The organism is Paenibacillus sp. P4_A9, from assembly GCF_056402415.1.
This window is the reverse complement of record NZ_JBFUHL010000011.1, coordinates 25,353-47,471: the sequence shown is the minus strand read 5'-3', so window position 1 is coordinate 47,471 and position 22,119 is coordinate 25,353. Positions and strand designations below refer to the sequence as shown.

Sequence of the window (22,119 nt, the reverse complement as noted above, 5' to 3'; positions counted from 1 at the left end):
AGGCCATCTCATCCCTTTTATAGAAAACGGCTTAAATCCTCTTGTCTTAAGAAAGTCATGAAGCTAACAGCCGAAATGGGCAGTAAGGTCGAGTTTAGGTAAATCGCATAAAAGCTGCGCTCAAACACAATATTCTCGATTTTCTTCATTTTAAAGAGGCCTAGCGTCACCTCATGCTTCACCGACGATTGCGAAAGAATAGATATACCCAACCCCGCTTCAACAGCAGATTTAATGGCTCCCGTGCTTCCGAGCTCCATCACGATCTTCATCGAGGAACAATCCATGTTGCAGCGAGCGAATTCTTCCTCCATGACCCTTCTTGTTCCAGAGCCCTGCTCACGCAGCACAAAAGGGTACTTCAATAGCTCCTCTAAGGTAACAACTTCAACATCCGCAAGCGGATGATCCGAAGGTACAATAAGACGCAACTCGTCGCTGAGAATCGGTTCCGTGTGAACATCCGGATGATGAATGGGTGCTTCAACAAGACCGAAATTGAGTTGATGACTGAGCACCTCGTCCAAGATCTGAGCCGTATTCATCACTTTCATCGATACGGAAATTTTAGGATAATCCTTGCTAAATGGGCCTAAGAGGCGAGGTAAAATATACTCCCCCATCGTTAAGCTGGCGCCTAGTTGAAGCCGTCCTTCAATCATCATTGTAAATTTCGACATTGCGACATCGGTGTCACGAATAAGCTCAATGCTATTCTTAGCAAAAGGCAGCAGTGCTCGTCCCGCCTCGGACAATTCGATCTTCTTCGTGCTGCGATGAAACAGCTTCACACCAAAGTAATCCTCGAGCGACTGTACTTGCATCGTCACAGCAGGCTGTGTCATATGTAACGCACCGGCTGCATGTGAGAAACTGCCTTTTTCCGCTACGGTATAGAAAATATGTAATTGATGAAAATTAAGTGCCATAGTATACCGCCTCTCTTTGCTTCCATTATATGAAATCGAAGACGCACAGTCCATCAGGACGCCAAAAAAGAGTATGTCTGCCCCAGACATACTCTGATCAATTGAATGATTAGCGACGCTTGCGACTATTCTTAATCAAGGTCATACGACGAGAGTGCCTTAACCAGGAATAGTACGACTTTAAATCGCGCAGCTCCATGGTCTCTGACATTTTACCAAGAAAGGTGACTATAATCATTTTGTGCAGCGGATTGCCTACGAGATCCGTCTCGTGTTCCAAATGTGAGAATTCAGCTACAACCACTAAATCATCGTCAATTAGATAAACGTCTTCTTCATTTCGATAATAAGGGACCATGCTATCATTTTTAAGCTTCTCCCAAAGAAAAGCGCAAATTTCCTCGAGTGAGTTGTTATCGCTTGAAATACGATCGCTCCATCTCAGCTTTGCATGATTCGTGATCACGATATCCGCCACTTTCTTGTCACCTAGCTGTACGAAGAATGGTTCATAAGTACTCCATCTCCCCATAACCTTATCTTTCATGATCACATCCCCTTTCCTATTTAAATGGGACCTACTACCTACTAATTGAAGTTCTGTAAGTTATATTTTACTTTATTATAACTAATTTTCCCATGTAAGAATATATAAAATTATTAATAAGTATTTATGAAGATAACAAACTATGCCTAATTTTCGGAAAATTGTGAAAACTTATATCGATGTCATCCAAGAATGAACGAGCGCGGTCTAATATGACCTAAAAAAACAAAAAAAGCTTCTCACGAAGCTTTCATTTTGCACTGCAGCCTCAAAGCGTGTAAAATCTAGTTTTGTCAGGACCGTCACTACTATATTCCGTTTTAATTTCATTACGGTACGATTTCTCAACCTTTTTGACGTAAGGCAGCTTAAGTAGACTGCGTGTGGTCTCTTCCAATTTACTCGCATGTATATATAAAACTGCATAATTCATTTTCTTGGATATGTAATGCAGGGAACCAAACCGCTCCAAATTTCTGGCAGCTTTGATATCGTTCACCCAAATGATTAATCCGCTTCGCTCAATCATCATGATTGCAACCTCTTTTCAATAATCCTAGTATGGAGTGATTTCACAACATGAAGCCATCAGACCCTATTGTTCGCGTATGTCGCGGAAACATAACTGAAAGTATACATGGTATCCACCTTGCTGTCGTGGACACCCAGGGAACCCTCCTGCACAGCGCAGGCGATCCGCACCTGCTCACCTTCGCACGTTCGACGGCGAAGCTGATTCAAGCATTGCCGGTCATTGAATCCGGCGCCGCTGATCATTTCGGCCTAACAGAGGCCGAAATTGCCTTGTGTTGTGCTTCCCACAACGGGGAAGCTGAGCATGTGGACGCGGCCCGCGGTATCCTGGGCAAGCTGGGTTATCATGCCAGTCACCTTCAATGCGGTGCGCATGAACCTTTCCATGCCCCAACCGCGCTAGCGATGCGCGAGCGAGGGGAGTCCCCATCAACCTTGCACAACAACTGCTCGGGCAAACATTCGGGTATGCTATCCCTTAGTAACCATCTGGGCGCTTCGCCAGAAACCTACATGAGCCCAGATCATCCTGTTCAGGTATTGATGTTGGATGCTGTGAGCGCCATGTCAGATGTGCCTAAGGAGCAGATGGAGCTCGGTATCGACGGTTGTGGTGTTCCTGTGTTCGGAATGCCAATCAACCATCTCGCACTCGCCTTTGCCCGATTGGGCAGCCCTGAAGGGCTATCTGCAGAGCGTGCAAACGCTTGCCAGAGAATTGTCGATGCTGTTCGAAAATATCCTCAATTCCTCGCAGGAAGCGATCGCTTCGATACGCGATTAATCGAGGTAACAAAGGGTCGAGTCGTAGGTAAAATGGGTGCCGAAGGAATTTTCGCCCTTTCCATACCAGAACAAGCCATTGGCTTCGTCTTAAAAGTAGCTGACGGAAATGTTCGTGCCCTGTATCCCGCGGTTACTGAGGCGCTAAAGCAGCTAGGCTATCTCTCGGAAGATGAGGTCAACGAGCTGGCAGCTTTCCATACGCCTGTGGTACAAAACTGGCAAGGAACCGAGGTCGGACGAATCCTCCCCGATTTCTGCCTATAAGAGGTTGTTCAAAAAGTCCAATTTTGATCACGAAGTAGTCCAAGAAGCTTATTCGACATCGAATATTGAATTCAGCCGGAAATTCCGGTGCTCACGTAGTTTCCACTACGCTCCGCTCCTCATTTCCTAGCTTCTTTCAATCTTCTCGGTGCTGAAAACTAGACTTTTTGAACACGCACTGTAAGAGCGTGTTAACCGCAATTCCCGCTGCAGCTTCCACCGGAACTGCAGCCYTTGCCGGTTGGCAAGGGATTGTTGCTTGGCACTTTAATTGAATCCGACACCGCGTGAGCAATCGTCGTTGAGACGGTAAACAACAAGTCGTCCAAGCGATCCTCAGCTTCTTTATATTTGCGAACAGCCTCAACGGCTAAGAGTTTCTCTTGCACGTCATTCACAGCCGCAAGCGCGTCGTGATAGCTCGGATGGTAATGCCCGAAACGCTCGCATTCCTCAAAGGCATCTTTTTTCCTTGCAAACACATATTGTAAATCTTTAACTTCCTTACTGTTCTCAACCGCGGTCTTCCAATATAAATAATCTGCAACTTCCGCAGAAGAATTAATCATGTCACCCATGTCGTAAGCCTGCATAAGGATAGCCGACATATCCAGTGTTTCTGTTTCCATTGTTTGTAACATTATGACAACCCCATCCTTCCTAGCGAAAAGTCTATAACACTTCTATCATATCACAGTTCGCCAAGAGTTTCTTCCTTTTCTCACACACATCCATCGTTGATTCCTGGTAATATGAGCTTCATTTCCTTCCAATCCTCGCTTGTCCAAGAAATTTCCTGATATTCATCCCAACCTTCCAGAATCCAACCTGTCCGATCTTCTCGCAGCATCCGAGGGATGATGAAGCAGTCGCGCCCTTCTTTCCTCAGCTGCAGCACACTTTTCCATTCTATAGCTTTACGAATCATATCTTTCCGTGTTGATGCATGATAGTCGCGGAACTCCTTAATCCAACTCATCGGGATTTGTTGTATATCTGGATACAAGTCATCTCGATGCGGCAAATGAGGATCAATTTCATAGAGCTGAATCGTATCTCTTGAATAACATAGACCTATGGTTGCTTCATTTCTAAGCTCACTTTCGTCATCCGTAGGGTTAATCGGTGTTAAGCATCGGTTGGGATGGAACCCCATCGATTCCAAGCATTTCGTCACATGTTTAACATCCTCGCGAGAAATAATAAAAATGGTTTCTCCAATGCGCTCACCAAGCAAAGTACGGCACTTCTCATGTCGCAGTAAGGCATCTGCAACATCTACGGATTGACAGCGAAGCAGCGTAACATCCTCTACATAGAGCTTGTCCTTCTGCTCTTCCCACTGTTGCAAGGTGATTACCACTTGTTCTGGAACTTCGTAATAGGCATTCTCTTGCAAGAGCTGAATCACATCTGCGCTCTTCAGCCCATGATTTAGCGCACGTTGAAAGCTTTCTTTGGTCAAGCGATAGTTTCGTACTATATCCGCGTTCTGGAGGTCAGCAAACGCCGCAATCCTCCACTCTAAGTGAAGTGAGGCATCAGGAGGCAGAAGCACTTCGAAATCAGGCTGAACGTAGAGAGAAGGCGGAGTCTTAAGCGACAGATTGTAAGGTGAGTCTGGCCTCACATCTGCATCCAACAGAGGATTGATGAGCCATCTGAACCATAGACGACCCCCCTCTTGATCTTGTGCCAGTTCGATAAAGCGAAAAGCAGTCAACGGCTTGAACCATACAGAGATCATTTCCTGCTTAAGAACGACCTCGTCCATAGGTTTACGTACGATTGAACAGCAAGAAAAGATGGCTTGAGTCAACTCATTTAGGCTATACCATTGCAAAGCCGCCCCCCTCTCCATGAAGGCTATACCATGCTCTAGCCAAACTGGCGCGGGAGTTACAGCTTGTCGCCAAATACGATATAGCTGAGCTTGTTGGTGTTCGTAAGAACATTGAAGCCATGAATCAAAGGGTCGCTGATTGATCAGGAACCTGTCGCCCGCTTCTTTTTTATAAAGAAAGCCCATCCGCAGGGCCATTTCAAGTATCAGCGCGGCAGGCTCCTCATACACGTCAGTGAATGCGTAAGTAAGTCCAGCCATTGTGATAATTCTTTTGGGCAGACTCACATTTTCAGTAAGCTTCTGTAGTTGCTTCTTATGTAAGGTTCCTTTATTCGTAAGGGAAAGTGCCGGCTGACGCGAACAGTTTGCAATAAAATGAAACAATTGCTGCGCTAGTCCCCTTGGATTCACTTCGATGCCTTCATCCTTTTCTACGTGATGATCGCCAATGTCCCCTGATTCCACTTGAATAAGCTGACTTTCTGACTCATTCAAGGGGTTCAATACAGTAGAAAATAATATGCTCTGCCAACCCGCAAAAGCATCCTCAGGCAAAATAAATAACTGTTCCCCCCAAGATTTTCGGAAAGCAACAATGACGCCATATCGACGAAGTCCCCAAAGCCCCAAGTTTACTTGAGAGCCAGCCATTTGAAGTGCCGCTTCTTTCTCCAGCCTCTCACTAGTAAAAGGAAGGCAGCCGAACATTGACATCACAAGACGTAATGTGCGCCTCTCGTCCGAAGTGAGTACCCTATAGAGTTCATTTAAATGATTGGGATGCGTGAGAATCTCATCTAATGACTCCCTAGGCGTACGAAGTCCAGAGCACCATGGTTGTTGTAAAATGAGCTCCTTTAACGAAAGTGGCATTTTCCGTTCCACCTGTTCGTACTTCATTCTGTACCTCCCTCCTCATCTTGCTGCTTGATGCCAGCTTGTAATCTCATACCGATAGCCTTGTTCAACGAGAAATAATTGCCGCTTCATCGCAAAATCCTGTTCCTTCGTATCTGAGCTAACGAGTGAATAAAAGACGGCCGTGTTTTCGCCGTTTCTTTTCGGACGGAGGATACGCCCCAGCCGCTGAGCTTCTTCTTGCCTTGAGCCGTAGCTTCCTGAGACCTGAATAGCGATCGCCGCATCTGGGAGATCCACCGCGAAGTTAGCCACCTTGGAAACGATCAGCAGCGGAAGCTGCCCCTTTTTGAATCTCTCATACAGCTCCTCTCGGCGTTCATGAGGGATACTCCCGCATATCATAGGTGCTCCTGTATGGGCTGCTATCTGTTCGAGCTGGTCGATATATTGACCGATAATTAGTGTTGGCTCATCTAGATGAAGCTTCAATAAATGATCAATAACATCCAGCTTCGCTACATTCTCCCCTGCAATTCGGAACTGATGCCTTGCTTCTGATGCCTGATAACGATCACGGTCCAACATAGACAGGGGTACGCGCACTTCTTGGCAGGTCACTTTTGCAAGCCAACCCATCGTTTCAAGCTGCTTCCACGCCATGTCATATTTCTTGGGCCCGACCAAGGAGAATACGTCACCTTCTAGGCCATCTTCTCTGATCAACGTAGCCGTTAAACCGAGCCTGCGTGTAGCTTGTATGTCAGCAGTCGCGCGGAAAACAGGAGCAGGGAGAAGGTGAACCTCATCATAAATGATCAGGCCCCACTCCCTCTCGCTAAACAATCGCAAATGCGAGAACTCGGCCTCCTTGTTCCCACGGTGAGTTAGAATTTGATACGTGGCAATGGTGATCGGTCTAATCTCCTTGGTGGTGCCATTATACTCACCTACCTGATCGCTTGTAAGGCCCGTCTTGCTCAGTATTTCGCGCTTCCACTGCTTCACCGAGGTAACATTGGAGGTAAGGATCAGTGTCGCACAGCTTGCTTTCGCCATAGCTGCGATACCAACTACCGTCTTTCCCGCTCCGCAAGGAAGCACCAGCACACCGCTCCCACCATGGCCTACCTGCTGAAAGGCTTCTACGGCTTGCTTTTGATAGTCACGCAGCTGGAACGGCTCTTCCATCTGATCATCATCGCGCCAGGGAATCTTCAGAAATTCGCCGCTGCGGTACGAAGCCAAATCCTCCACCGGATAGCCTAACTTCATCAGTTCTTGCTTCAAAATCCCGCGATAGCTCGGTGATATAGCAATAGCCCGTTCACCACGGGTGTCCTTGAGATATTTTTGTAAAGAATCATACGCACAAATTTCTTTGAAAACGACGGTATCCTCACTTACCAAGAAGAGCTCCTTCCCCACATGCAGCATGCGTAGAATCCCATAGCGTTTCGTATATTTACGAATCGTGCTTAGCACAGCAGAAGGGACACCGAATTTGGCATATTGCTGCAAACAAGTTGTCATTTCTTCCAGCCCCATACCAGCAGCAGCTGCATTCCATAAGGACAACGGTGTAACCCGATAGGTGTGAAGATGCTTCGGGCTTTTAACTAGATCTGCAAAACGAGCCAGCTTGCCCTGGAGCTTTTCAAATTCAGGATGATTCGTTTCGAGGAGGATAGATAAATCGCTCTGAATGATCAGAGGTCTTGAAGGATCCATAGTCAATCGCGTATTCCCTCCTTTTTCCTTAGTATGAAGGGAAAGTACTTGATTTAAACATGGACTCCATGCTAACGTATCTCAAAAGAGTTTATAAACCGTGAAAAATCCGATAACAGGGACAGCTAATAGTGACACCCAACTTGCAACTACGCCAGGGCGAAGACCCTTTTCCTCCTCTTCGGTGTACCAATGTGGTGGTTGGAATTGGCCTCCGAAAAATTAGGCAATGCCCAGTCCAGTGTGACCTCTCAGATTCAAAAGTTGGAGCTCGAATACGGGATTGAAATCTTTGATCGTCACGCGCGCTGAAGGCAGGCGAATGCGATTTAGGGTTCATCGTCGATCGGGAGCTTAGCGACCCTGATTTGATATTTAAGACGATCCAAGAAGAGGAATTTGTCAGCTCCTGACCACCCCTTAGCAGCGAAATCTGTGATAGTGCCGGAGGATCTCAATGGCTCTGAAATCCAGATGTCCGTCTCCGGGGGACGTTGCCGGAAGTTATTCGAAACGATGCTGCGTAAGCACAATGTGCAATATACACTGACGTATGAGATCAATAACTATGAAACGATTAAAAAGTGCGCCATGCACGGGCTCGGTTTATGCTTACTGCCGAGAACGACGGTGACGACGGAAACACAAAACGGGCAGCTAGCGATCTTACCGCTAAACTACCCGAATTTCAAGTTAAATGTGCAATTATGCTATCATGCCAAACGGCAATTATCCGTGCCGTTAAAGAACTTCATCCAATTGATGTGTCAAACTACTCCACACGAACGGCTTTCTCTTGGGCAAGCAAGCACAATTCAGCCGCTTTGAACGTATGCGCTTGTGTCATTGCGTTTTCCGTACGATGAATGCAATCCAAAATCAACTGACCGAAGAAAGGAAAGCCTACTTGTCCATGCAGACTGTAGTGCTTTTCTCCTTGTTGGTTGACCAGATAAAGCTGATCCCCTTGCGGATCGCGAGCAATATCAATATATTTACGCATCTCGATATAGCCCTCGGTTCCAAGAATCAATGTACGTCCATCTCCCCATGTCCCCAAGCCATTTGGTGTCAGCCAGTCTACACGGAAATAGTTCGTTGCCCCATTGTCCCCAATAAGTGTCGCATCGCCGAAATCCTCAAGCTCCGGATAATCCTTCGCATGATAATTCGCTACCTTACTACTAGCCACTGTCGCATCCTTACAGCCCGAATAGAAGAGGAATTGCTCGATTTGATGACTGCCGATATCACATAGAATACCGCCATACTTATCCTTCTCAAAAAACCAATCCGGACGGCTTGATGCATTCAAACGGTGAGGTCCTAGACCAATGACTTGGACAACGCGCCCAATTGCGCCCTCTTCGATCAATTGACCCGCAAATACGGCACTTTCCACGTGAAGACGCTCACTGAAATAAACCGCGTATTTACGTCCCGTTGCTGCAACCACAGCCTTAGCCGCTGCAAGTTGTTCCAAAGAGGTAAATGGTGTTTTATCTGTAAAATAGTCTTTGCCATGCTCCATTGCACGAATCCCTAACGAACTGCGTTCAGAAGGAACAGCTGCRGAAGCAATTAGCTTCACTTCTGGGTCGTGAAAGATCTCCTCTTCGGAAGCAGCTACCTGAGCCTGAGGGAACTTCGCCACAAATGCGGCTACTTTCGCCGGATCTTGATCGTAAACCCATTTCAACTCTGCGCCTGCTTCTAGAAGTCCGTTACTCATGCCATAAATATGGCCATGATCCAGCGCGATGACCGCGAAGGTAAACTCCCCTTTTTGAACAACAAGGTTCGGTATCCCTTTTGGAGCATAATTCATGCCATCATTCTTTTGCATTTTGAATTTCCCCCATAATCTTAGACATCAAGTGTTTTAAAGGAGCCAGCCTCTTTATTGTTTTTGGAATTTTTAATTTTATCTTGCAAATGCTGTTCGAACAGATCCTCATCGATCGGTAAATCAACCCAGTTGTCTGTGAATGTTGAGAGCATGATCGCATTGGAAATCATCAAACCTTTAATACCTTCTGCTCCTGGTGCGATCAATGGCGTTCCGTGCAGGATGGCATCAACAAAGTTCTGCGTGATCCCCATATGGCCTGTTTCTGTCCCTTCAACTGGAATTTCACATTTCCAGCATTCTGGTTGACCGAAGCCGCCTTTGTACGTTTCATTGAATTCTCTTTCCGATACGCGTAAACGCCAGAACGTCAATTTGCCGTCTTCAATCACGATTTTCCCACGGTCGCCAGACAATTCGAAACGGTTCGTTCCTGGAGCTTCGCCAGTCGTAGTCACGAATAGACCTGTAGCGCCATTTTCATACTCAACAAATGCTGTTACATCATCTTCAACCTCGATATTACGGTGTTTACCGAAATAACAGAACGCGCGAACACGCTTCGGCATCATATCAATCGTCCACTGCCATAGGTCAAGTTGGTGGGGATCCTGATTAATAAGTACTCCGCCGCCTTCACCAGCCCAAGTTGCGCGCCAGCCGCCTGAATCGTAATAGCTTTGTGATCTATACCAGTTCGTGATAATCCAGTTCGTTCTGCGAATTTCACCAAGCTCGCCAGAAGAAACCAGATCCTTTAGTTTTTTATATAAAGGATTAGTGCGTTGATTGTACATCATGCTGAATACTTTACCTGAAGCTTCTGCCGCTTCATTCATTTGACGCACTTGCTTGGTATACACACCAGCCGGCTTCTCACAAATAACATGCAGGCCTGCTTGGAATGCGCGTACAGCTGTTTCAGGGTGATCATAGTGAGGCGTTGCGATCAAAACCCCGTCAATCAAGCCAGAAGCCAGAAAATCGTCAAGATTATCGAATAATTGAACACCTTCACCTAGATTTTCTTTTGCCCATTCTAGACGATCTGCTCTCGGTTCACAAATAGCGGTAAGTACGCCGCCCTTCACTTCATTTTTCACCAAATATTTGGCATGTCCGGTTCCCATGTTCCCCAGACCTACGATACCAATCCTTACTTTCTCCACTGTACGTCACCTTTTTCTTGTCAGATTCACAATTATTAAGCACGTTTTCACTTTAGCATATTTATGAGGAGGCATCTTGTCGCAGATTGACTACCTTCATGCGAACTTTGACAGTTACATTCCCATAGGACAACATTTACTATGAAGATGCTGGTAATTGGATATTGACCGTTGTACCGACCCCAAGCTTACTTTGATAGCGAATCCCCCATGGTGCTCCTCAATTATTGTGAAGCTCACCATCATGCCTAGTCCAGTTCCTTTTTCCTTCGTCGTGTAAAAAGGTTCACCTATGCGCGGCAGCCTCTCCTCCGAGATGCCATGGCCTTGATCCACAAACTTCAATATGACGCCATTAGCTTGATCAGTTTGAATCTAAAATGATAAAACAAATGGAAGCGCTGTCTTCAACCTTGTTCATCTTTCGTATACGGACCACCTTCACCCATTTCGTTCTTATTATCACTTACATGGACGCACCCCGTAAAGAGATTTAGCAAAAAAAAGCAGCCTTCCCTCAAAACGGGAATAGCTGCTATTATATTTAAAGATTAGCTTACTTAATGACTACCCACAAGCGTACGTTCTTGTTCTTGAGATATTTGGCTGAGTGCTTCTCCTGCCTCATCTTCAAAATTGCCTCTAATCGCCAAGTCGCCAATAGCGACAATACCAACAAGCTTACCATTTTCGAGAACGGGTAACCGCCTGATTTGATTTTGCGCCATGATTTTCGCAGCCTCATCAACAGACGTACTGGGATCCACGGTGGTCATATTTTTCGTCATTACGGTTTCGACAGCTGTAGACCCCGAATGCTTTTCCGCATAACCTCGAATAACAAGATCCCGGTCCGTTACTCCGCCTATGAACTTCTCTCCATCGAGAACCGCAACAAATCCAATATCGTGCTGTTTCATTTTCAAGGCAATCTCGAACACATTATCCAATAAGGTAACGGTCACACAATCTTTACTCATGATGTCCTTCACTTTTTTGTCAGGCAATTTCAYCATCCTCCTTGGTGTCATGTTGTGCAACAAATTAATGCTACATTAGCATTCACCAAAGCTTCGCGAGCATTCATGCCATATAATCCAAGGCCATAGAAAGCAGCAAACTCGCCGCGTTTAGCATTGATCTTTCATCAATGTCGAACTTCGGATGATGATGAGGATAAACAATACCAGCTTCAACATTACCAGCACCTACAAACATGAAACATCCTGGCTTCGCTTGCAAATAATAGGAAAAGTCCTCTCCGGCCATAATAAGAGGAGATTCATGAACAGCATCTTCACCAAACAAAGCTGTTCCTACTTGAAAGAATCGAGCTGCTTCGTTGGCATCATTGATTACTGTCGGATAGCCGAGTTTATATTCCAGCTCGTATGTGGCTTGAGACATATCACAAGTCGCGTTCACAATTCTTTCAATACGTTCTCTAACATCTTTTCTTAGTTCCGGATTAAAGGTGCGTACTGTTCCATTGAGTACACTCGTTTCAGCAATCACATTGAAACTAGTACCACCATGGAACGAGCCAATGCTAACGACACAAGGTTCAACAGGGTCTACTTGTCGGCTCACAATCGATTGCATATTCACAACTAATTGAGAGGCAACATACACACTATCGATTGTTTGGTGCGGCAAACCACCGTGACCGCCTTTCCCTTGTATCCGGATGGTAAACTCATCTGGCGCGGCCATGAAAGCCCCTGATCGCGTGTAAACATGTCCGACCGGAAACGGTGTCCATAAGTGAACACCAAATACAGCATCTACGCCATCAAGCGCTCCTGCTTTAATCATCGAATCTGCGCCGCCAGGAGAAATTTCTTCTGCGTGCTGGAACAAAAAGACCAAATTGCCTTTAAGTTCCGCCCGATGCAGGCTAGCTACCTTGGCAATTCCGAGCAAAGTTGATGTATGTGCATCATGTCCACAGGCATGCATAATTCCATTCTTAGTTGATGTATAGTCACAGTTCTTCTCATCCTGAATCGGAAGAGCGTCCATGTCTGCCCGAAGGGCAACCGTCGGCCCCTCGCCGCTGCCGCGAAGCAAACCGACAACACCATTCCCGCCTACACCTGTACGCACTTCAATGTCCCAGCTGAGTAAATGTTTCGCTACAAACTCTGCTGTCTGATATTCATGGTAGGAAAGCTCAGGATTTTGATGTAAATAACGTCTCCAGCCCACCATCTCTTCATATATGGCTTGGAGATCTTCATGAAAATGATTCATAAGATACATCCACCTCCTAAGGCGTGATCACCTAACTATATATCTAAAATAATCTCTTGAAACCTATTCTATCAAATATCAACCATGGTTTCATCTCTAAAGTGCCATCAAATATTAGAATTTACACACGGTAATCGACTTGCAGAACCAATAGAAACATACTATCATGAGAAAAGAATGCATACGTACAATATGGAGGCGTTAAAATTGATTATTGAAGCAACTGGCTTAAAGGGCCTAAAAAGCGATTTGGCTCATTTGGACGAAGTAACAACTAAACTTGGTTTCGTTCGCTGGCAATGGGAATACACCCGTGCTACATACGATTTTAAAATGGAAGATAAAGCAAGCAAGGCTGTCTACTTCCTGCGTGTAAATGCACGTGTAGAAACAGGCAAGCTAGAATCACCCTATGCTGTATTATATCTAGAAGAAGCTTACATAGGCAAAGAAACATTCCCACATGGCTTGGATTACAATTCACCAATCCCTGAGAATGTGCTCAAAATTTCCAAACAAAAATTAGATCAACTGCAACAATTATTAGCAGACTAGGCGGGGAATCAGCATGAATCCCCCTCGAAGAGGAACGCCGGATTTTCTGCTGCTCTTATTAACCTTTGTATTGGTCTGTTTTGGCTTGGTGATGGTTTTCAGCGCAAGTTCCATGACAAGTGCCTATCGGTGGGATGATCCTTGGTTCTTTACTAGAAAGCAGATATTCGCTGTTGGAATCGGTACGATTGGCATGTTATTTTGTATGAATATCCATTACACCAAGCTAAAGAAGCTTGTCATCCCCCTTTTCTTCTTTATCGTGCTCGGGTTAATTTTCGTCGTCTTCACGAGTAAAGCCTATGGTGCAAGCAGCTGGTTCAATCTTGGAAAGTACGGTATCCAGCCGACAGAGTTTGCCAAGTTGATTGTCATTCTCTATTTAGCTTCTCTGATTAGCAATAAAGAAGAGAAATTCAGGAGTTTTCGTAAGGGATTACTCCCTGCTATCATGATCGTTGGCTTCGTGTGCGGTTTGATTCTCTTACAGCCTGATTTTGGGTCTTGTATGATTCTCTTCACGTGTTCAGCCATTGTCATTATAGTCGGTGGTTCTAACCTCAAACACATTTTTTATCTTGGGGCTATTCTGACGGTTGTTACTAGTATAGCCGTTCTATTGTACCTGCAATTAGGGAATACGGATTCTAACTTTAGGTTCAATCGCATAAATACGTTCTTGAATCCTTTCGATGATCCACAAGGATCAGGCTTACAAGTTGTGAATTCCTTGTATGCATTTGGACATGGCGGTTTGACTGGCGCAGGATTCGGACAAGGGATTCAGAAGCTTCACTATTTACCCTTAGCGTATAACGATTTCATCTTTGCCATTATTGGTGAAGAGCTAGGATTTATCGGCAGCTCTATGTTCCTACTCGTCTATCTACTCTTCATTTGGCGAGGTATCCTCATTGCAGTCCGTTGTCCAGACATGTTTGGGATGTTATCTGGTGTCGGAATTATGGTTATGTTCGCCATTCAAGCCTTTGTTAATATCGGCGGTGTTACCAATACCATACCGCTAACAGGTGTAACGCTGCCCTTCATCTCGGCAGGTGGCTCCTCGATGATGGTATCCCTCATCAGTATGGGAGTTATCCTTGGGATTTCTCGCGAACAATCGCACAAAGAATTCCCAGCTGCGAAGAAAACGCAGAAAACACATAAAAAAAGACCCTTATCGACATGATATAACGTCGAACGGGTCTTTTTTTTATGGAATCATTTGACGCGGAGCTGATCTTCCGTTTCTTCTTCCGTAAATGCGACACCTTCCACTTTCACATTCACTTCTACAACATTTAAACCTGTCATATTTTCAACAGCTTCCCGGACATTCTCTTGGAGATCCCTGCATACATCCTGAATTCGGGAGCCATATTTAACGATCACTCGTAAATCGATCGCAGCTTCAACTTGTCCTACCTCTACAGAGACGCCGCGTTGCACATTTTTACCGCTTAGACGCTTAGCTAAGCCTTCTGAGATACCACCTGACATGCCCGCTATGCCTGCTGTTTCCAAGGCTGCAAGCCCTGCGATAGTCGATACTACGTCATCTGAAATTCGAATTAAGCCAGTTTGATTGTCTTCGGACATACGGATCACTCCCTAAACTTGGTATAAATCTATTGTAATAAGAACAAAAGCTTAAAGCAAGAACTGCCTGAACATATCCATTTTAATTTACTTTGGCACACAAAGTAGGTATATTAAAAGAAGTTAAAAAGTTCCAATCTATTAGAGTCGGAGGGTTCCCATTGAAAGGAAAATTGTTCTACATAGGGTTGCTATTCTCTTTCGTAGCAGCCGGCATCACACATTACTTGCACCTTAATACAACATTACAATTCGTTATCGCTTGTGTAGCAATCGTTTTCGTGGCTGGGTTTTTAGGCAAAGCGACCGAAAGTGTTGCTCACTATGCAGGAGACCGCATGGGTGGCTTCCTTAATGCGACCTTCGGGAATGCAGCAGAGCTCATTATTGCTTTCTTCTTAGTCCGAGATGGGCTATTCGAAGTTGTCAAAGCCAGTCTTACTGGTGCCATCATCGGAAATTTATTACTTGTACTTGGGCTCAGCCTATTCGCAGGTGGGTTAAAGTTCAAAGAACAATCCTTTAATGTTAAATTGGCTTCTCACAATTCATCACTGATGATTCTTGGTGTTGTAGCCCTCTTCATCCCTGCTATATTCGCCGGCGGTTTGACAACCAATGAAACATCCTCCATGAGTCTGATTGTAGCTATTATCCTAATTGTAGCTTACCTACTCTGGTTATTCTTCTCCATGGTCACTCACAAAAATGTACTTTCCGATGAAGCCATTGAACATGGTGAGGCTGCTTGGTCCAAAGGGATCTCCATTCTTTTCCTCATCGTGGCGACTGTTATGGTTGCCTTTACGAGTGAATGGCTAGTTGGAACATTAGAGGAAGTAAAAGATAAATTTGGGTTATCCGATCTATTTGTCGGTGCATTCCTTATTGCCATTATCGGCAACGCGGCTGAGCATAGTGCTGCTGTCCTGATGGCCATGAAAAATAAAATGGGTGCAGCCGTTGAAATTGCGATTGGAAGCTCATTGCAAATCGCCTTATTCGTCGCACCTGTGCTTATCATTCTGAGTTTCTTCATCAGTGGTACACCAATGAATATTGTCTTTACCACTTATGAGATCGCAGCAATTGGAGTCGCGGTGTTCATCACGAAGTCCATCACACAAGATGGATCAACGAACTGGTATGAAGGACTACTTCTCCTGTTCGTCTACATCATCCTCGGTGTTGTATTCTTTCTCGTTTAACTGAAAATACCGGAATAAACAAAAAAAGTAACCCCTCGGGGTTACTTTTTATTGTTCAACGCTTCATACAGCTGCGCAAGATTACGTTCAAGCTTATTGAGAATTTGTTTACCTGGCAATTCGGAGATCAGTCCCGCCCGAATAGCAAAATCAATTTCCCTCGATAGTCCGTACATTTGCGTATCTAATACCTCTTMGTAAAGTGGACATTGACGTGTCGTCAAGTTTTCCATCTGTACTTCGATCAGCTTTTCGATTTTATCTGCATCTTCTTGAAGAAGATTAAGCGCCTTTTGATTCATATCGAGCAATAAATCAGATGAAGACATTCCCAACTTCCCCCTATACGCAAAGTCATCCGTCCTTATATGATCTATATTAAGCGAAATTGCCGTAATATACAAGAGAAGGTACCCTCAGAGATTCTGAGAATACCTTCTCTTGTTTCAAATCTAATCTTGAACGACGTTTACACCCAAATTATGCTTTGTGAATACTTCAGCCATTGCTGCTTTCGCTTCTTCGGCATCTGGTCCATGAACATGCAAATCATAGTTACTGGAGCTAAGTAGTGTCGTAAACAATCCAAGGATACTTTTTACATCGATATACTTATTGTCGTATTGAAGAACGATGGATGATCTGAATTTATTCGCTGTTTGGGAAATCTCAACAATTGCTGCATTATTAGCACTTGGCATATTTCATTCCTCCAATATAGTCACAAATGAGTTGGTCGTATTGCTTCCTCTATGATAACTTGGAATAGGAAGGGAAAGCAACTAGAAAATTTYCTGCATTCTCCATGTAAGCTCTTTATTTTATCTTTGGCGCAAGCGCCCTTTTCACACTATTTCCAAGGATCAATAACAAAACTAAGATGCCAAGTAAAAAGAGCAATCTACCTTTATACCTCTGAAAATGAAATAAATCATGAGCGATCATCGACTCCAGGAACACGATTGGAAACTTACCAAGTAACGTCCCCCACAGGAAATGACGAAATTTCATACGTGTTAGGCCCGCGGCGAAGTTAATTGCAGAAGACGGCAGAATCGGAATCAGACGTCCAATTAATACATAGAAGAAGCCGTGTCTCTCCATTCGTTTGCTAAATTGCGTAACTAACGGAAACCGCTGTAATTTTTTTTCTACCCAATCATGTCCATAATAACGTGCAAAATAGAAGGAAACAATAGCGCCTAAACACGACATCACATAGTTCACAAGAAAACCCATTTTAATCCCAAATATCGCAACATTCGTACCCGCTACAAGAACGAACGGAATAAACGGGAAGAATGTTTGAAAGAAAATCAAACTCATGCCAATTATTTTACCAGACCAGCCAATGTCTCTTAAATGTTCGGACAATTGCCGCATGTTACTATGTGCAAGTTTGATGCCTACAGGATTATAGAAGAAGAAATAAAGTATGCCAACGAGCACAATGAAAATACAAATGATCAAACCTGTACGTTTACTTTTTAATGCCGACAAAATTCGACCAACCTCCCTTAGACCAAATCATTGTATCATGTAACAACAGGTTCAGGAAGAGCAAACAAGTGATCGTTATCCTATCCAATTCTCCACTTCGCCCAGTCATAAGAATGAAAAAAGTACTTGTCCGAAGACAAGCACTTAATATGCGTCAACCGATTTGAATTTGATTGCGGCCATTATGTTTGGCCTGATAAAGTGCCATATCTGCTCGGTAAAAAAGTGATTCCACACTAATTTTATCTTCTTCCCAATTCCAATCCGATACACCGCAGGATACAGTAACTTGTGGATGTGTCTCCTCCATCACACGCCTGCGAATCCGTTCAGCAATCCGAATTGCCCGGTCCTTGGACACTTGAGGCAAATAGACAGCAAGCTCCTCTCCGCCCCATCTAGCCGCGATATCCATGTCTCTAATAATGGACTTAATGATCTGGCTGACATGGATTAGAATCTTATCACCGATTTGATGACCAAAAGTGTCATTTACCTTCTTGAAATTATCTATATCCACAACAATTAGGGACCCGCAGAAATCTTTTTTCTGCATCAAATTAGCCTGTTCATCMAAATAATGCCTAGCATATAGCCCCGTTAGATTATCTGTAATGACCATTCGCTTCACTTCTGCATGTAAGGAGGCGTTCGTCATTGCCAGTCCAATATGGCTTGAAAGCACCTGTAAAAGCTTATAGTTGTCATATGAGAAGAAGTTGGGTAAACGATGCACAATGAGGATGACGCCCTCTACGCTGCCGTTCACAAGGATAGGTGATCCAATGAGTGAGCGCGAATTCGTTCGTTGCATCAAGCTTGAGTTTACTTTATCATTACTCCAATAATCGGATATAATAATCGGTTCCTTAGACGAATAGATCAGCCCTGAAAATCCTTGGTCAAGCGTACATGTCTCATGAAACATGGCCGGTAAATTGGTCGCCTGAACAATTAATTGATCACTTTCTTTGGAGCTTTGAAGGATACAGCTATAGTCAGCACCAAATATGCTTAAAATTTCGCTCGAAGCTGAATTGAAAATCTCATTTAGACGTAAACTTTGATTAAGCTGCTTCGTAATTTCATTAATGAGTCGCAGTTCATTAATCATGAGATTGGATTGTTCGTATAGTTTCGCATTTTCAAATGCCGTGCCAGCTGAGTCAGCCAACAGCGAAATAAATTGCAAATCTGATGAATCGATCAATTCATCCGTAAACTCCATGTACAGAACACCATAAACGCCCTRCTTCCCTGATAAAGGTGCCGCAATGTTCCCTGAACTCGAAGCGCTTCCTATTGTGGTCGGCTCAAAAATAACTTGACCTTCCATGAAAGCTCGTGTTCGAATATCCGACTCAGTCCGTTGGAAATTCAAAGGCTTCACAGATAAATTCGTAGAATCATTATCTTGCGAGAGTAATAAATCAACTCGCGTGTTGGGATATACACGCCCCATGCACTCAATGACTTCTGTCAACACAGAATGAACATCAATCTTCGCGAGAAGCTTCTTAGAAGCTTCGAAAAGAATTACATGCTTCTTAGATTCCATTTCCTTCAAATGGTGAAGGTTATTTAAGCGATCAAACTTCCTGCGTTCCTCCACATGGAGAATGGAGCTCTGAAAGGAAAGTGCAAGACTGTATAGCAATTGTGCTAAATCTTTCATATTTATGCGAGATTGGGTAAAAAGACCTAAATAAAATTGAACCTTGCCATGATTGTCCAAAACAGGCGTAACCGCAATCAGATATGCTTTCAACTCTCGCAGATGCCATTCATCGCCATTCAGCAATTGTAAATGACCTGAACTTTCACAGCGAGAAAGCGGATTATCAACACGATCTGCAGCCTTCCATGAGAAACCTGGTTGCAGGTAATTGTCAATCGAAGGCGTGTCATTCGAACAAGAATCGATCACAGATAGATGCTCATTAGCGCACAACATAGCCGTTTGTGGTGGCAGCATGTTGGGGCCGAATTGCTGATTCCAGTTTTCAAAGGCATGGTGCAAAATTGGGTTTACTTGCAAACCCTCGTAAGAAAAGTTGCCAGAAAGTATAAAGCCTTGCCGAAGAAACACGTCAAAGTGTTCTGCTCGACTATGCTTTTGTATACTGCGAAGTTCACTCATAGGCTCTCCTTCACTCACTAACAATAGTCCTGAAGCACCAATTTAAAACTACTTTATTCTATCATACTATTTTTTTTCATCTATTGCACGATATTTTCCTCTCATTGGGACAGAGAGAGACTTGACACTTGGTCCTGTTTTTAATAAAATTAGAAGTCGAGTAACACCATGATTTCGGTGAATGCCATTTGTGATCACCCTCACTGCTTTTGCTCCTGACAAGACAGCGGCTGAACTCTCTTGACAGGGAATCACATTATGATTCATTAGCAAAATCGGGCACTTGTCTTCACCCTGACATCTAGATGCTATTTACTAAACTAATTGTCATGAGAAGGAGTTTTTCCTAAATGTCACGTTATACAGGACCTAAATTTAAATTAAGCCGTCGTGTTGGTATTTCCTTGAGCGGTAACGGTAAAGACTTGAAACGCCCATTCCCTCCAGGTCAACATGGCCCAGGACAACGTAAAAAAATGAGCGGTTACGKCGTACAATTGAATGAGAAGCAAAAGCTTCGTCACATGTACGGTTTGAACGAAAAACAATTCCGCAACTTGTTCGACAAAGCTTCCAAGCTTAAAGGTATTGCTGGTGAGAACTTCATGGTATTGCTTGAAAGCCGCCTAGACAACTTGGTTTACCGTCTTGGTCTTTCCAACTCCCGTGCAGGTGCACGTCAACTCGTTGCTCACGGTCACGTAACTGTGAACGGCAAAAAAGTTGATATCGCTTCTTACCTTGTATCCCTTGGTGATGTGATTTCACTTCGTGAAAGAAGCAAAGGCCTTTCCACAGTGAAAGAAGCTCTTGCTAACCGTAACTACCTTCCAACTTACCTTGAGTTTAACGACGCAAGCGTAGAAGGTAAATACATCCGTCTACCAGAACGTTCCGAGCTTCCACAAGAAATTGACGAAAAACAAATCGTCGAGTTCTATAGCCGTTAATAAAAGCAACCCCCTTAGGGAATTCCCTAAGKGGGTTATTTTTTTACTTTATAGGTTAAGCAAATTTGACTAGGAAGTAATTCTTTTTGCCGCGGCGAATAATGAGATACGAATCTCCAAGTCTGCCTAATTGCTTCGTCGCCGCTTCAAGCTCCGTCACTTTAACTCCATTCACAGTCACAGCACCGCTTTCAATATCTTGACGTGCCTGACGTTTGGATGGCGCAGCACCTACAGAAATTAGCAGATCAATTAAAGCGACGTCATCTTGCTCTAAAGTTGTTGAAGGTACATCCTTGAAAGCTTCTTCAATTTCTGTACGTGATAGAGACTGAATATCTCCACTGAACAGAGCAGAAGTGATATTAAGCGCACTCTCTAAGGCTTCCCCCCCATGCACTAACTTCGTCACTTCACGAGCTAAGACTTTCTGTGCTTCTCTTTTCCCTGGCTCATTCTGTACTTCAGCTTCTAGTCGCTCAATTTCTTCATGGGTTTCAAAAGTGAAATATTTCAAGAAACGAATTACATCATTATCCGCTGTTCCTAACCAAAATTGGTAGAACTGGTAAGGTGATGTTTTGGTTGCATCTAGCCAAATCGCTCCGCCTTCTGTTTTACCAAACTTCTGACCATCACTCTTCGTAACTAGCGGTAACGTCACACCGAAGGCGCGTCGATCCGTTGATTTTCCAATGAGCTCAAGTCCTGCCGTAATATTCCCCCATTGATCGCTTCCACCAATTTGTACGGAACAGTTCTTCGTTTCATTTAACTTCAAGAAATCATAGGATTGCAGAATCATGTAGCTGAATTCGGTAAACGAAATCCCTTTGGTAATACGTGAATCCACGGAATCCTTAGCCAACATGTAGTTCACTGTAAAGTTTTTGCCCACATCACGTAGGAATTCAATCACATTTAGGGAGCCTAACCAATCGTAATTGTTCACCAGCTCGGCACTATTTTCAATTTCAGTTGAGAAATCAAGAAAACGAGAAAGCTGATTTTTGATACTTTGCGACCATGCTTCAACAACCTCTGGCCCATTCAAAGTACGTTCATTCGCCTTACCACTAGGATCACCAATTAGACCCGTCCCACCGCCTACTAACGCTAATGGAATATGTCCAGCAAGCTGAAATCGTCTCAAGGTTAAAATAGGCAGCAGACTGCCGATATGCAAGCTATCCGCTGTCGGATCAAAGCCGCAATACAGGACAACGCGCTCTTCGTTAAGCTTTTTGTCCAAACCTTCTCGATCCGTAATTTGATGCAGCAACCCACGAAACTCTAAATCCTTCAGAATACTCATGTTCAACCATCCTTTGTTATGAAATAAAAACAAAAAAAGCCTTCATATCCCAAAGGGACGAGAAGACTTGACTCGCGGTACCA

General features: G+C 44.2%; 23 protein-coding genes, 1 pseudogene and 1 other annotated feature (1 of these 25 cut by a window edge). Of the genes and pseudogenes, 7 read left to right on the top strand and 17 right to left on the bottom strand.

Going from position 1 to position 22,119, the window contains the following annotated elements; all coding sequences use genetic code 11:
- Window positions 1-17: 17 nt before the first annotated feature.
- The 3 genes from AC1DVJ_RS10895 to AC1DVJ_RS10885 form a co-directional block, all read right to left on the bottom strand.
- Window positions 18-929, bottom strand: coding sequence for a selenium metabolism-associated LysR family transcriptional regulator (locus AC1DVJ_RS10895; RefSeq protein WP_477590616.1), 912 nt, complete (start codon window positions 927-929; stop codon window positions 18-20).
- 109 nt (window positions 930-1,038) lie between these two features.
- Window positions 1,039-1,476 carry a hypothetical protein gene (locus AC1DVJ_RS10890; RefSeq protein ID WP_056612399.1) on the bottom strand — a complete coding sequence of 146 codons (438 nt, stop codon included), beginning with the start codon at window positions 1,474-1,476 and terminating at the stop codon, window positions 1,039-1,041.
- Window positions 1,477-1,744: 268 nt separating this feature from the next.
- A complete protein-coding gene (locus AC1DVJ_RS10885) occupies window positions 1,745-2,008 on the bottom strand; it encodes a YlbG family protein (protein ID WP_477590614.1) in 264 nt (87 codons plus the stop codon).
- A 47-nt stretch (window positions 2,009-2,055) separates the two neighbouring features.
- On the opposite strand from AC1DVJ_RS10885, the gene AC1DVJ_RS10880 reads away from it, so the two are divergent.
- A complete protein-coding gene (locus AC1DVJ_RS10880; RefSeq protein WP_477590613.1) occupies window positions 2,056-3,060 on the top strand; it encodes an asparaginase in 1,005 nt (334 codons plus the stop codon).
- A gap of 191 nt (window positions 3,061-3,251) precedes the next feature.
- On the opposite strand, the gene AC1DVJ_RS10875 is transcribed toward AC1DVJ_RS10880, so the two are convergent.
- The 3 genes from AC1DVJ_RS10875 to AC1DVJ_RS10865 form a co-directional block, all read right to left on the bottom strand.
- A complete protein-coding gene (locus tag AC1DVJ_RS10875; protein WP_477590612.1) occupies window positions 3,252-3,701 on the bottom strand; it encodes a YlbF/YmcA family competence regulator in 450 nt (149 codons plus the stop codon).
- An 80-nt stretch (window positions 3,702-3,781) separates the two neighbouring features.
- Entirely contained in the window at window positions 3,782-5,806 is a 2,025-nt protein-coding gene (locus AC1DVJ_RS10870) for a helicase-associated domain-containing protein (protein ID WP_477590611.1), read from the bottom strand.
- Window positions 5,807-5,821: 15 nt separating this feature from the next.
- The gene (locus tag AC1DVJ_RS10865) at window positions 5,822-7,495 is read right to left on the bottom strand and encodes a DNA repair helicase XPB (protein WP_477590734.1); all 1,674 of its coding nucleotides are present in this window, start codon (window positions 7,493-7,495) and stop codon (window positions 5,822-5,824) included.
- Window positions 7,496-7,687: 192 nt separating this feature from the next.
- Between AC1DVJ_RS10865 and AC1DVJ_RS10860 the strand changes: the two genes are divergently transcribed.
- Window positions 7,688-7,807, top strand: a complete 120-nt coding sequence (locus AC1DVJ_RS10860; protein ID WP_477590609.1) for a LysR family transcriptional regulator — start codon at window positions 7,688-7,690, stop codon at window positions 7,805-7,807.
- Between the two features lie 87 nt (window positions 7,808-7,894).
- Complete coding sequence (locus tag AC1DVJ_RS10855; RefSeq protein WP_477590607.1) at window positions 7,895-8,323, top strand: LysR family transcriptional regulator substrate-binding protein; 429 nt, start codon at window positions 7,895-7,897, stop codon at window positions 8,321-8,323.
- Here the strand turns inward: AC1DVJ_RS10855 and AC1DVJ_RS10850 are convergent.
- The 5 genes and pseudogenes from AC1DVJ_RS10850 to AC1DVJ_RS10830 all read right to left on the bottom strand — a co-directional run bounded on the left by AC1DVJ_RS10850 (window position 8,268) and on the right by AC1DVJ_RS10830 (window position 12,766).
- Window positions 8,268-9,341: a Gfo/Idh/MocA family protein gene (locus tag AC1DVJ_RS10850; RefSeq protein WP_477590605.1), complete on the bottom strand. Its 1,074-nt coding sequence runs from the start codon at window positions 9,339-9,341 to the stop codon at window positions 8,268-8,270. The genes AC1DVJ_RS10855 and AC1DVJ_RS10850 overlap by 56 nt on opposite strands.
- A 20-nt stretch (window positions 9,342-9,361) precedes the next feature.
- Window positions 9,362-10,513 (bottom strand): Gfo/Idh/MocA family protein, encoded by a 1,152-nt coding sequence (locus AC1DVJ_RS10845; protein ID WP_477590603.1) that lies wholly within the window; start codon window positions 10,511-10,513, stop codon window positions 9,362-9,364.
- Window positions 10,514-10,652: 139 nt separating this feature from the next.
- Window positions 10,653-10,870, bottom strand: a pseudogene (locus AC1DVJ_RS10840) (ATP-binding protein); the annotation flags it as partial.
- A gap of 203 nt (window positions 10,871-11,073) precedes the next feature.
- A complete protein-coding gene (locus AC1DVJ_RS10835; protein WP_477590732.1) occupies window positions 11,074-11,493 on the bottom strand; it encodes a CBS domain-containing protein in 420 nt (139 codons plus the stop codon).
- Between the two features lie 103 nt (window positions 11,494-11,596).
- The gene (locus tag AC1DVJ_RS10830; RefSeq protein WP_477590602.1) at window positions 11,597-12,766 is read right to left on the bottom strand and encodes a M20 family metallopeptidase; all 1,170 of its coding nucleotides are present in this window, start codon (window positions 12,764-12,766) and stop codon (window positions 11,597-11,599) included.
- A 207-nt stretch (window positions 12,767-12,973) separates the two neighbouring features.
- On the opposite strand from AC1DVJ_RS10830, the gene AC1DVJ_RS10825 reads away from it, so the two are divergent.
- Window positions 12,974-13,321, top strand: a complete 348-nt coding sequence (locus tag AC1DVJ_RS10825) for a YugN family protein (RefSeq protein ID WP_056612435.1) — start codon at window positions 12,974-12,976, stop codon at window positions 13,319-13,321.
- A 13-nt stretch (window positions 13,322-13,334) separates the two neighbouring features.
- Window positions 13,335-14,513, top strand: coding sequence for a putative lipid II flippase FtsW (gene ftsW / locus AC1DVJ_RS10820; protein WP_477590600.1), 1,179 nt, complete (start codon window positions 13,335-13,337; stop codon window positions 14,511-14,513).
- Between the two features lie 32 nt (window positions 14,514-14,545).
- Here the strand turns inward: ftsW and AC1DVJ_RS10815 are convergent, their stop codons facing one another.
- On the bottom strand, window positions 14,546-14,923 hold the full coding sequence (locus AC1DVJ_RS10815; RefSeq protein WP_057314793.1) for an Asp23/Gls24 family envelope stress response protein: 378 nt from the start codon (window positions 14,921-14,923) through the stop codon (window positions 14,546-14,548).
- Between the two features lie 161 nt (window positions 14,924-15,084).
- Between AC1DVJ_RS10815 and cax the strand changes: the two genes are divergently transcribed.
- Entirely contained in the window at window positions 15,085-16,131 is a 1,047-nt protein-coding gene (gene cax, locus AC1DVJ_RS10810) for a calcium/proton exchanger (RefSeq protein WP_477590597.1), read from the top strand.
- A gap of 41 nt (window positions 16,132-16,172) precedes the next feature.
- Here cax and AC1DVJ_RS10805 read toward each other — a convergent pair whose 3' ends face one another.
- From AC1DVJ_RS10805 to AC1DVJ_RS10790, 4 genes are all read right to left on the bottom strand, one after another.
- Window positions 16,173-16,460, bottom strand: a complete 288-nt coding sequence (locus AC1DVJ_RS10805; RefSeq protein ID WP_477590595.1) for an Fpa/YlaN family protein — start codon at window positions 16,458-16,460, stop codon at window positions 16,173-16,175.
- A 123-nt stretch (window positions 16,461-16,583) separates the two neighbouring features.
- Window positions 16,584-16,832, bottom strand: coding sequence for an HPr family phosphocarrier protein (locus AC1DVJ_RS10800; RefSeq protein ID WP_477590593.1), 249 nt, complete (start codon window positions 16,830-16,832; stop codon window positions 16,584-16,586).
- Between the two features lie 115 nt (window positions 16,833-16,947).
- On the bottom strand, window positions 16,948-17,631 hold the full coding sequence (locus tag AC1DVJ_RS10795) for a TVP38/TMEM64 family protein (RefSeq protein ID WP_477590592.1): 684 nt from the start codon (window positions 17,629-17,631) through the stop codon (window positions 16,948-16,950).
- A gap of 154 nt (window positions 17,632-17,785) precedes the next feature.
- Entirely contained in the window at window positions 17,786-19,771 is a 1,986-nt protein-coding gene (locus tag AC1DVJ_RS10790) for a diguanylate cyclase (RefSeq protein ID WP_477590590.1), read from the bottom strand.
- 350 nt (window positions 19,772-20,121) lie between these two features.
- On the opposite strand from AC1DVJ_RS10790, the gene rpsD reads away from it, so the two are divergent.
- Window positions 20,122-20,721, top strand: a complete 600-nt coding sequence (rpsD, locus tag AC1DVJ_RS10785) for a 30S ribosomal protein S4 (protein ID WP_477590589.1) — start codon at window positions 20,122-20,124, stop codon at window positions 20,719-20,721.
- A 55-nt stretch (window positions 20,722-20,776) separates the two neighbouring features.
- Here the strand turns inward: rpsD and tyrS are convergent, their stop codons facing one another.
- Window positions 20,777-22,036 (bottom strand): tyrosine--tRNA ligase, encoded by a 1,260-nt coding sequence (gene tyrS / locus AC1DVJ_RS10780; protein ID WP_477590587.1) that lies wholly within the window; start codon window positions 22,034-22,036, stop codon window positions 20,777-20,779.
- A 50-nt stretch (window positions 22,037-22,086) separates the two neighbouring features.
- Window positions 22,087-22,119 (bottom strand) — a binding site (T-box leader); it runs 244 nt beyond the window's last position.

Bases quoted from the DNA above. Each gene is read 5' to 3' on its own strand.
- AC1DVJ_RS10865 (WP_477590734.1), bottom strand. From the start codon at position 7,495: ATGGATCCTTCAAGACCTCTGATCATTCAGAGCGATTTATCTATCCTC.
- AC1DVJ_RS10880 (WP_477590613.1), top strand. From the start codon at position 2,056: ATGAAGCCATCAGACCCTATTGTTCGCGTATGTCGCGGAAACATAACT.
- AC1DVJ_RS10895 (WP_477590616.1), bottom strand. From the start codon at position 929: ATGGCACTTAATTTTCATCAATTACATATTTTCTATACCGTAGCGGAA.
- AC1DVJ_RS10815 (WP_057314793.1), bottom strand. From the start codon at position 14,923: ATGTCCGAAGACAATCAAACTGGCTTAATTCGAATTTCAGATGACGTA.
- AC1DVJ_RS10800 (WP_477590593.1), bottom strand. From the start codon at position 16,832: ATGCCAAGTGCTAATAATGCAGCAATTGTTGAGATTTCCCAAACAGCG.
- AC1DVJ_RS10890 (WP_056612399.1), bottom strand. From the start codon at position 1,476: ATGAAAGATAAGGTTATGGGGAGATGGAGTACTTATGAACCATTCTTC.
- AC1DVJ_RS10835 (WP_477590732.1), bottom strand. From the start codon at position 11,493: ATGAGTAAAGATTGTGTGACCGTTACCTTATTGGATAATGTGTTCGAG.
- AC1DVJ_RS10860 (WP_477590609.1), top strand. From the start codon at position 7,688: ATGTGGTGGTTGGAATTGGCCTCCGAAAAATTAGGCAATGCCCAGTCC.
- AC1DVJ_RS10885 (WP_477590614.1), bottom strand. From the start codon at position 2,008: ATGATGATTGAGCGAAGCGGATTAATCATTTGGGTGAACGATATCAAA.
- AC1DVJ_RS10870 (WP_477590611.1), bottom strand. From the start codon at position 5,806: ATGAAGTACGAACAGGTGGAACGGAAAATGCCACTTTCGTTAAAGGAG.
- AC1DVJ_RS10830 (WP_477590602.1), bottom strand. From the start codon at position 12,766: ATGAATCATTTTCATGAAGATCTCCAAGCCATATATGAAGAGATGGTG.
- tyrS (WP_477590587.1), bottom strand. From the start codon at position 22,036: ATGAGTATTCTGAAGGATTTAGAGTTTCGTGGGTTGCTGCATCAAATT.
- ftsW (WP_477590600.1), top strand. From the start codon at position 13,335: ATGAATCCCCCTCGAAGAGGAACGCCGGATTTTCTGCTGCTCTTATTA.